Here is a 10,050-nt window from a genome sequence, read left to right as displayed (position 1 = left end):
TACAATTTCATGAAAATCTTGATACATATAGAGTTTTCTGTAGGGGTAAAGCACTGCTCATTGGTGTCAACTTAACGCGAAACCGCACGTCCGCCAGGGATTGTAAATCCCTGTCTCATAGCTAAAGTCATCTGAAGATGACTAGATATCCCCAAAAATATTCAGTCTACTTCAGTAGACTTTAGCTATGAGCCAGAGAATTCATTCTCTGGCGGGTTATGAAGCCCGCATCGAAGCTATTTCTCGCTTAAGTTGACACCTATGAGCAATGTGCTTTACCCCTACGACAGACGTGCTTTTTCAAGCTCTAAATGCTTTGTCTTTGGTGTCAATGCGTAAGTCCTAAATTCTTAAAAAACTTGAAATCTCAGCACTACCTACCTACTTTCCCTCTCCACAAACCTTACTAAAGCTGGTAGTTGTGCCAAGATGAATTTGAGGAATTAAGGCTTGTGACACAATGTTAGGACAATTATTAGACGGACGTTACCAAGTCCTCCAGGTTTTAGGTGGAGGTGGATTTGGTCAAACCTACATAGCCCAAGATACTCATCGGCCAGGTTTCCCGAAATGCGTTGTCAAACACCTTAAGCCCGTCACTCGTAGCCCTGAATTTCTTGAAACTGCCAGACGGCTATTTAGCAATGAGGCAGAAACACTAGAACAACTGGGCAACCATGACCAGATTCCTCGGCTTTTAGCCTATTTTGAAGATAACCAAGAGTTTTTCTTGGTGCAAGAGTTCATTGAAGGGCAAACTCTGAAAGCAGAACTGTTCCCCAATCAACATTGGACGCAAGATCGAGTAATTCAACTCCTCCAACAGGTTTTGGGTATTCTGCAATTTATTCACAGCCACAATGTTATCCATCGAGATATCAAGCCGGATAATATAATCAGACGGCAACAAGACGGCAAGTTAGTGCTGATTGACTTTGGCGCAGTAAAACAAGTCCAAACTCAACTGCTTACAAGTCCAGGGCGCACGGGGGCTACTATTATCATTGGCACCCCAGGATATATGTCTACAGAACAAGGGCAAGGTAAGCCCCGCCCCAACAGTGATATTTATTCCTTGGGAATTATTGCTATTCAATCGCTGACGGGGTTACATCCTATAAACTTTGAGGAAGATCCAGATACAGGAGAAATTTCTTGGCAGCATCAAGCTAACGTCAGTTCTGAATTGGCATCTGTGCTATCTAAGATGGTGCTACACCACTTCAAACAGCGCTATCAGTCTGCGGCTGAAGTTCTACAGGCACTTAAACATCTCGATACGAAAGTAGAAACGCCATTACCTCAACCAGCATTTTTTACACAGCCGCCTCAAGCTTCACTTTCTCAAGAAAACTCAATTGGGTATCAGTCTGCTTCTATCTTGTCTGCGGAAAACTACAACCGCCTAGAAAAAATTCTTTTAGAATTTGTTGGCCCTGTTGCCTCAAGATTACTACGACAAGTTGCGGCATCAGCGCCTAACCTTGAAGAATTAATTAATCAATTGGGTCTTCATCTCAGAGGAAATCAACAAATTGATTTTAAGAAGAAAACAACTTTCCTTCTAGAGAAACCTACTCTACTACAAGAATTTACTGTTAAATCTGAAATTAAGTCAAATATTTTACCAAGCCAAGAACCTCAATTAATCAGTGACAGCTTTGTGCATCAGTGTGAGCGGGAGTTGGCTGATTTAATTGGCCCAATAGCTAAGTTCTTAGTGCAAAAAGCTGTTAAATCTTCTGGACAAATTTCTCGTACAGAATTTGTAAAAATTTTAGCATCACAAATTCCCGAATCTCAAAAAGCTTTACAATTTCAGCAACGCTTAATCTCTTGATTTTTTAAATATTGCGTTTTTCTCTCAGTGAATTACGAATTACGAACTTGTACTGAGCGTAGCCGAAGTATTACGAATTATTAGCTCTGGTTATTCAACATCTCCATAGCTATTTTTAAGCTAGCTTTCATCCGATTAAATGCCTCTGCTAACCCACCAATTTCATCATTAGAGGTTTCTTCAAAATCAGCGCTCATATCACCAATGCTAACCTTTTGGGCTATTTTCTCTATTCTTCTGATGCGCTGAATTACATATTTTTTGATTAAGAAGTTAATTAAGAAAACTACGATCGCAAAGATCGTAATTAAAAGTCCCATTATCAATATCCAAGTCCGTTTGGCATTGGCAAAAATTTCTTCAGAGGGAACAGAGATGATTTGAGCAGAGACAATCTGATTGAGTTGCCAGCCAAAACCATTTTCTGAGCCATAAGTTGCCAACTGACTCTTGGGAGCCTGATCTGGTGTAGAATGACATCGCAGACATTGCTGCTGTGTAATCTTTAGTGGCCGAGCAATGTAAAATACTTCATTTTCTGACAAGTTACGAAAGCCAGTAATTTCTAGAGTGTTGGGTTCGTTACGAAAACGCTCTACAAGTTGAGCTTCAAAACTATCAGCTTTATCCGCTAAGTTAGTGGGATTAAGTGTTGCATCTTTATGAAAAAAGTTTTTATATTCCGGCTTTTTCCGAAAATTTTCAAAAACCTCTTTAGAAGAAAAAGTTGGAACGGTTTCAGGAATGAAGGTTGGATTAGTTTCTAGTCTAGGCGATAATAATGGGTCTATGCGATTTTGTGTATAGTTTCTAACTGCGTTTACCATTTGGATGAGAATCTGCGCTTGAGAAACCACTTCATTTTGCGCTCTCCCTTGAAGTACACTGGATAAGGCAACGCCACTTCCTAAAATACTGACTATGAAAACTAATATTAAAAGTAAGTTAAATTTAGCACCTATTTTCAAGTTTCTTAACGTAATTTTGTTCAACATAACCTAACCAACGAAGGTGGTATCTGAGTTTGTATAATATTTATTTATACCTGTTAAAAAACAACTTAACAATATTTAAATAAATATTAATTTTTTGCCGTAATATAAGCTATTTAGGCAGTATTCAAACTTATCTAAATTAGTCCTGAAAGCCAATTTATTTTCTTACCATAATTAGTGATGTCTTTGCGATTTCCCCGTCGTTTCTTTCTGTTTAATCTGCTAGGCTTAACATTTACTGCCTGCCAATCACCCAAGAAATTTGAGGGTGCTTTAACTGTTGGTGTTATCAATTATGGTGGTGGTGAACAGATAATTAACCAATATGCTAGGTTTAATAATTACTTAGGTGAAAAAACAAAGTCATATATTCAGCTAGAGCCTGTTTTTAATGAAAATAAAGCAGTTGAGCGCCTTGCAGCTCGTGCTTGGTCATTGGTATTTGCGCCACCGGGTTTAGCGGCTATTGCGATCGCACGGTATCAATATCTTCCTCTATTTCCTTTAATCGGTATTAATAATCTGCGCTCAATTTTCGTTGTTCGCAAAGAGAGTCCGATCACCGAGTTGAAGCAGTTACAAGGTCAAATAGTGGCTTTAGGGCAGTTAGGTTCAGCTACAGGATATTATTTTCCACTTTACAATCTTTATGGTACAACACTAGCTGACATCCTGTTTGCACCCACACCCAAAGCTGCGCTGGAGTTGGTCGCCCAAGGAAAAGCGATCGCCTGTGCTGTCTCGGAGGCGGAATTGAGTCTCCATGCTTCGCAGTTGGCCCCAACCGAATTTCGCATACTATTTAAAGACCCTCACTATGTACCATTAGGTGTGGTCTTGATTGGGCCAAATGTAGAGCGGAACCGTCAAGAGTTTATTCGCAAAGTAATGAGTGATGCGCCTTCAGATTTAGCTCAAGAAGTGGGCTATGTACCCAATGGGCAAGTACCAGATTACAGATACATGATTTCTGTGGTTGATCGGGTAAGCTCGATTACTTCTCTACTAGAAAAAAAACCTGTGCGTTTATTTTAAGATTTGTCATTTGTCATTGGTCATTTGTCAATAAATGAAAATGATCATCTAGCATAATCCAATGCCCCATGCCCAATGCCCCATGCCCAATACCTATCACCTTGCTCAAAAAAATAATTTAAATCGTGCTAGCTGGCTTTCAATTGTTCCTGTCAGGATTTTATTCAGTTCTGTGGTGTCTTGGAATTGCAAAATCTGCTGTGTGGGTAAGTCGAAGGGAAATTGCCCTTCAAAGTCTGGACGTTGCATTTGTGCTAGTAGAATCTGTTCAGAACGCTTACTTTGGATGGCATAGCCAATTTCAATACAGACATTCGGACTGGGAATTAATTGGGGGGTTTCTTTCCCATCAATACTAGCAATGGGGGTGGTGTCAGCGACAAATAATAAACTTTTACGGATTTTTCGCATGATCGTGCGGTTAATTCGGAAAGTAGCACCGCTGGGACGAGATGATTCTACCAATGTTAACGGAAGGCGCGATCGCAAGTTTAAACTGTCCAAACTTTCTCGCAGTTCTTCTCTAAGAACATTTGTCGCTTCGGCATACTCAGTTTGACAGGATAAAAAAATCGTTGGTTCTAACTGAGCCAACACCGCTTGCTTGGTAAAATAAATTTCATGACTAATTAAGTCAATATTAGAGACGCAATAACCACCACTACCTTCTACATAAAATTCAATATTTTCCCCTTCCAGATAGCGCCCAAACCAAGTTGATTTTTTAACTTCGTCACTTTCTTCCAAAAAGTCTGCTCGCAATGCTGATTTCAGCAGACTTTTTTTGCTTAAGCGAATGTCTGGCGGACGTTTTTCCAGTTCTGGAATCGGCTCATAATCCTGTAGATACCACGCTCTGAGCGCAATAATTGACATAAGGCGCTATTTAAACTGTTTCTCTTATTAAACTTAGTATAATCTTACACCAAGAGTAGTCACTATTTCAGACTTCTCTTTAAACACAACAACACCCAAACCTCTACTCGCTGAACCATCTCCTCTCATTGTTTATCATAGCCAGGGATGTACTAACTTTCATTGCTTGTGTAAACAAGTTATGAAAACCAGTCACAGCGCCCCCTAATCTTCCATATTTGAGGAAATAGCAGTTTTCGCGTTGGGTGTTGCTGTTTTTTGACGAGACAGATGTAAGTTAAACAGCGTCTTTTACCTCTTATTACATTCCATACGCAGCTGTTATATCTGCCAGGGAAGCTTATTTAGTAGCTTCAATAATTAAAATATCACTTTATAGATAGGAGGGATTCTTTTTGCAACTAAACTTTACGATGGGTGAGGAAGGTAAGTTTACTAGAATCCCTTTGATTCAAGAATCCCACGGCTTTCTTTCTAAATGAGGCTTGCGCTATATTTGGGCAGTCGTGGGAATGTCAATTGTGTAAATTCTAGCTAAGAACTTGGTTGTGATTGTTGAACAAAGGAGGTTGACGTATTCTTTGTTCACTGCCCACGCAAGTAAATTCAGGAATTGTTATAGGATGAGATAATGACTCTGTGGAACTGGAATACTGATCACAGTCAAATAAATAAAAGACTTGACCGATTTAATGATGCGATGAATCTTGCTTGGTCACAGATTAAACAGAGGTAATTATTGTGCCACTAAAAGCTCGAATGACTGTCGTTTTTAGATTTGAAGTTGATAAGCAATCCACAATCCACTGATGTTATATAGACGATTTGGACGTACAGAATTACAGATGCCAGTGTTTTCCTGCGGTGGCATGAGATATCAGTTTAAATGGCAGGATGTTCCCAATGATGAAATTCCTGCCGATAACCAGGCGAATCTCGAAGCGACTATTAGAAGGGCTGTCGAGGTTGGGATTAATCATATTGAAACTGCTCGTGGTTATGGCACTTCCGAAATGCAATTGGGAAGGGTTCTACCTCAATTTTCCCGTGAAAAGTTGATTGTTCAGACTAAAATCAGTCCAACGGCAGATGCGAAAGAATTTCGCCAGACGTTTGAACAATCATTGAAAAATCTCCAGCTAGATTATGTTGACCTTTTAGGGTTACACGGCATCAATCATGCGGAGTCGTTAGATTATAGCATTCGTCCCGGTGGCTGTTTAGAAGTAGCACAGCAGTTGCAAGCTGAGGGAAAAGTTAGATTTATTGGTTTTTCTACACATGGCTCAACAGAGTTAATTGTGGAGACAATTAATACCAATCTATTTGATTACGTTAACCTGCACTGGTACTACATAAATCAATGGAATTGGGCGGCAATTGAAGCAGCTAAACGCCACGATATGGGGGTATTTATCATTAGCCCATCGAATAAAGGAGGTTTGTTGTATGAACCTCCACAAAAATTAGTAAATCTTTGCGCTCCTTTGAGTCCAATGGTGTTTAATGATTTGTTTTGTTTGAGTCATCAAGAGGTGCATACTCTAAGTTTGGGAGCAGCCAAACCACAAGATTTTGATGAACATCTGAAGACTTTAGAATTAATAGATCAGGCATCGTCAATTTTGCCATCAATTTTAGCAAGGTTGGAGTCAGAAGCGATCGCTACTTTGGGAGAAGATTGGGTAAAATCCTGGGAGACAAATCTACCAACCTTTAAGGAAACCCCTGGTGAGATAAATATTCGGGTGATTTTGTGGCTACGGAATCTTGCGATCGCTTACGACCTGGTAGATTATGCTAAAATGCGCTACAACCTGCTTGGCAACGGCAATCACTGGTTTCCTGGCAATAAAGCTGAAGGACTAGAAGAATTAGACTTGCGCCAATCTCTTGCTCGCAGTCCCCACGCTGATAAAATACCAAAAGTTTTGGCACAAGCCCATCAGATGTTAGTGGGTGAAGAAGTGCAGCGTTTATCTCAGCAGTAAATGTGAAGTTAGGGACTTTGAATGTTTTTATGCAATTCTATCCCTAACTTGATAGCTCATTAGAGTACCTATCAATTAAATTGAGATTGTAGGTGGATTTACATCAATTATGCAAGACAAACACATCTAACTCTAGATGTGTTTGTCTTATTCGCAAAGCTTATAAATTACGCAGTTGAGAATCAACCAGACTAAGCAAAGTTTGATAAATATTTTCTAAGGTTAAATTGTTTTATTAACCCTTAGATAACTCAATCTTTACTTATTACCATAACAAAATATGGTAAACACTTATCCTGTAATACCTTAGTTTAAGCTTGCTATTATTTAGTATGGAATCTCATCACCCATTAAAGTTAAACCGTCGTCAGTTTTTGCTACGTTCGGCTATCACAGCCGGTGGAATTATTTCCACAAATCTTGTATCAAAATCACCAGTTTTTGCCCAAGCGCCTGCAATTATTACCTCTGATAAAATGCGTCCTGCCATACCTTATGGCGTAGCTAGCGGAGATATATCTAACGATAGCATCGTAATTTGGAGTAGGAGCGATCGCCCCGCAAAAATGATCGTAGAATATTCTAACAGCGAGTCTTTTCGCAACGTGCAGCGAGTTGTGGGGCCTAACGCTTTAAAAAATAGCGACTTTACAGCACGACTTTATCTGAAGAATCTACCCCCAGACCAAAAATTATTTTATCGGGTGATTTTCCAAGATTTAGATTATCAAGGTACTTACAGCGCTCCCTTTTATGGCACTTTCCGAACTCCCCCCAAATATGGACGAGATATATTCTTTGTTTGGGGTGGCGACACTGCCGGTCAAGGATGGGGGATTAATCCTGATTTTGGTGGGATGAAAATTTATGAAACTATGCGCCAACTTAATCCCGACTTTTTTATCCATTCTGGCGATAATATTTATGCCGATGGCCCAATTCAATCAGAAGTTATCCTAGACGACGGCACTATTTGGAGAAATATCACTACACCAGAAAAATCAAAAGTAGCAGAAACTCTCACTGAATTTCGTGGAAACTATATCTACAATTTGCTGGATGAAAACATCAAGCGTTTCAACGCTGAAGTTCCCATATTGGCACAGTGGGACGACCACGAAACCACAAATAACTGGTATCCTGGTGAATTTCTTTTAAACGATAATCGCTACACAGTTAAGGATGTTAACTTGCTAGCCCAAAGAGGAAGACAAGCATTTTTGGAATATTTACCTATTGGGTATCCAACCAATAATCCAGAGCAAGCAAGAATTTATCGCTCTTTCAACTATGGCCCATTATTAGACATTTTCATGCTGGATGAGCGCACCTACCGGGGCCCAAATACTCCCAATCGTCAGCCAGCACCAAGTGAAGAAACAGAGTTTTTGAGCAGAAAACAATTGCAATGGTTGAAAAGGCAATTGCTGTCATCAAAAGCAACATGGAAAGTGATTGCTAGTGATATGCCTTTGGGTTTGATAATTCGAGACGGTAGCACTGATTTTGAAGCTTGGGCAAATGGAGACGGCCCGGCTTTAGGAAGAGAATTAGAACTTGCCGATTTATTACGATTTATCAAAAACAAAAATATCCAGAATGTTGTTTGGTTAACTGCTGATGTACATTACGCAGCAGCCCACTATTACAACCCCGCCAAAGCACAGTTTACCGACTTCAAGCCTTTTTGGGAGTTCGTCGCTGGGCCCCTTAACTCTGGCACATTTGGCCCCAACCAATTGGAAAATACTTTTGGCCCACAATTAGTATTTCAAAGCCTTCCTCCAGGTACGAAAGCAAATCGACCTCCAAGTGAAGGTTTGCAATTTTTTGGAGGAGTCAAGATTAATGCAAATACAAAGGTGATGACGGTAACATTGCGTAACTTGGCAGGCGAAATTGTTTACAGCCTAGATTTGCCACCAGAAAAATAAATCGCCAAAATCACAGCAAAATATAGCCAGTTGGATAGAGTAATGACGCAATTTTTTACTCTGTCTGCTGGCTTTGCTGTTTTTTAGTGAGATATTGAAGTATGAAAAAACTTTGTGCGATGCCTGCCGCGGGCTTTGCCAACGCCATTGATAGGAGCTAAATTTAAGTAGGTAGAGTTTTGGAGTTGATCATGCTTAAGCAACTCATTTTAGAAAACTGGAAAAGTTTCCGTTACGCCGAGCTTCCACTTGACCCATTGACTGTTCTGATTGGTACAAATGCAAGTGGGAAATCTAATGTAGTCGAGGCTTTGGAATTTTTGAAGAGAATAGTACAAGGTGAAAAGGTTGAAGTAGCTTTAGCAGGAGACAAAAGACTACCATCCATTAGAGGTGGTATCGAGTGGGCAGCATATCAAACTGAAACAAAATTTACACTAAAAGTAGTGGTTCAGTTTGAGAACGATAGTAGTGATTATATTCATAGTATTACAGTAGGGACAAAACCTTTTCCTCATATTTTGGAAAATTCTACACTTGCTAGAGAAGACACAGAATATGAGCAAAAAAATGTTAATAGTTATTTTTTACATAAGCATATTTATGAATATAATTTATTACAGAAAAAATTAGATGTTATTAATTTTTCTTTTTTAGATGATGGAGAAGATCAAGTAGAAATAATACTTAATCAAATCTTAAAATCTATTGAAAATATTTTTATTTTAAATCCTATTCCATCTAAAATGCGTGATTATGTGAAAGTTTCTGAGATATATGAAAGTGATGCATCCAATATGGCAGGAGTGTTAGCAACATTATCTGAAAAAAATAAAGCTGAGATAGAAGCAACTCTGTCTAGATATATCAAAGATTTGCCGGAAGGAGATATTCAGAAAGTATGGGCAGAAAAGGTTGGCAGATTTGGTACTGATGCCATGCTTTACTGTCAAGAAGAATGGAAACCAGGTCATATTACAGAGATTGATGCTAGAAGTATGTCAGATGGAACTTTACGTTTTCTAGCGATTCTCACAGCATTACTTACACGCCCAGAAGGTAGTCAGCTAGTAATTGAAGAAATAGATAATGGCCTTCATCCTTCGCGTGCGGAATTGCTAGTCAGAATACTAAGGGAAATTGGCAGCAAAAGAAAAATTGATATTTTACTGACTACCCATAATCCAGCTTTACTGGATGCTTTAGGTCCAGAGATAGTTCCTTTTGTGGTTGTCGCACACCGCGATTCTGAAACGGGAGAAAGCAAACTTACACTTTTAGAAGATATTGATAACTTTTCTAAGTTATTCGCATCATATTCTTTGGGTGATATGACAACTAAAGGTGCGATTGAAAGAAGCCTTTCTCGTAATGAATAG

General features: G+C 39.3%; 7 protein-coding genes. 5 read left to right on the top strand and 2 right to left on the bottom strand.

The annotated features are described in order from the left end of the window. Positions 1–460 precede the first annotated feature (460 nt). A complete protein-coding gene (locus tag RRG12_RS17465; RefSeq protein ID WP_420760144.1) occupies positions 461–1,840 on the top strand; it encodes a protein kinase domain-containing protein in 1,380 nt (459 codons plus the stop codon). An 80-nt stretch (positions 1,841–1,920) separates the two neighbouring features. Here the strand turns inward: RRG12_RS17465 and RRG12_RS17460 are convergent, their stop codons facing one another. Then, on the bottom strand, positions 1,921–2,835 hold the full coding sequence (locus tag RRG12_RS17460) for a c-type heme family protein (RefSeq protein ID WP_420760143.1): 915 nt from the start codon (positions 2,833–2,835) through the stop codon (positions 1,921–1,923). Positions 2,836–3,015: 180 nt separating this feature from the next. Between RRG12_RS17460 and RRG12_RS17455 the strand changes: the two genes are divergently transcribed. Beyond that, positions 3,016–3,870: a phosphate/phosphite/phosphonate ABC transporter substrate-binding protein gene (locus RRG12_RS17455; protein ID WP_069069768.1), complete on the top strand. Its 855-nt coding sequence runs from the start codon at positions 3,016–3,018 to the stop codon at positions 3,868–3,870. 105 nt (positions 3,871–3,975) lie between these two features. On the opposite strand, the gene RRG12_RS17450 is transcribed toward RRG12_RS17455, so the two are convergent. Next, positions 3,976–4,746 (bottom strand): hypothetical protein, encoded by a 771-nt coding sequence (locus RRG12_RS17450; RefSeq protein ID WP_069069769.1) that lies wholly within the window; start codon positions 4,744–4,746, stop codon positions 3,976–3,978. 809 nt (positions 4,747–5,555) lie between these two features. Here RRG12_RS17450 and RRG12_RS17445 point away from each other — a divergent pair. The 3 genes from RRG12_RS17445 (at position 5,556) to RRG12_RS17435 (ending at position 10,050) form a co-directional block, all read left to right on the top strand. Continuing rightward, positions 5,556–6,737, top strand: a complete 1,182-nt coding sequence (locus tag RRG12_RS17445) for an aldo/keto reductase (RefSeq protein ID WP_420760142.1) — start codon at positions 5,556–5,558, stop codon at positions 6,735–6,737. 332 nt (positions 6,738–7,069) lie between these two features. Then, complete coding sequence (locus tag RRG12_RS17440) at positions 7,070–8,671, top strand: alkaline phosphatase D family protein (protein ID WP_420760141.1); 1,602 nt, start codon at positions 7,070–7,072, stop codon at positions 8,669–8,671. 191 nt (positions 8,672–8,862) lie between these two features. After that, entirely contained in the window at positions 8,863–10,050 is a 1,188-nt protein-coding gene (locus RRG12_RS17435) for an AAA family ATPase (protein ID WP_420760140.1), read from the top strand.

It is taken from the genome of Nostoc sp. CALU 546, assembly GCF_048836525.1.
The sequence above is the reverse complement of the archived record's forward strand: the minus strand, read 5'-3'. Positions and strand labels throughout refer to the sequence as shown.

What these genes read in the sequence shown, in the direction of transcription:
- RRG12_RS17465 (WP_420760144.1), top strand. Translation starts at nt 461, where the DNA reads ATGTTAGGACAATTATTAGACGGACGTTACCAAGTCCTCCAGGTTTTA.
- RRG12_RS17460 (WP_420760143.1), bottom strand. Translation starts at nt 2,835, where the DNA reads ATGTTGAACAAAATTACGTTAAGAAACTTGAAAATAGGTGCTAAATTT.
- RRG12_RS17455 (WP_069069768.1), top strand. Translation starts at nt 3,016, where the DNA reads ATGTCTTTGCGATTTCCCCGTCGTTTCTTTCTGTTTAATCTGCTAGGC.
- RRG12_RS17450 (WP_069069769.1), bottom strand. Translation starts at nt 4,746, where the DNA reads ATGTCAATTATTGCGCTCAGAGCGTGGTATCTACAGGATTATGAGCCG.
- RRG12_RS17445 (WP_420760142.1), top strand. Translation starts at nt 5,556, where the DNA reads ATGTTATATAGACGATTTGGACGTACAGAATTACAGATGCCAGTGTTT.
- RRG12_RS17440 (WP_420760141.1), top strand. Translation starts at nt 7,070, where the DNA reads ATGGAATCTCATCACCCATTAAAGTTAAACCGTCGTCAGTTTTTGCTA.
- RRG12_RS17435 (WP_420760140.1), top strand. Translation starts at nt 8,863, where the DNA reads ATGCTTAAGCAACTCATTTTAGAAAACTGGAAAAGTTTCCGTTACGCC.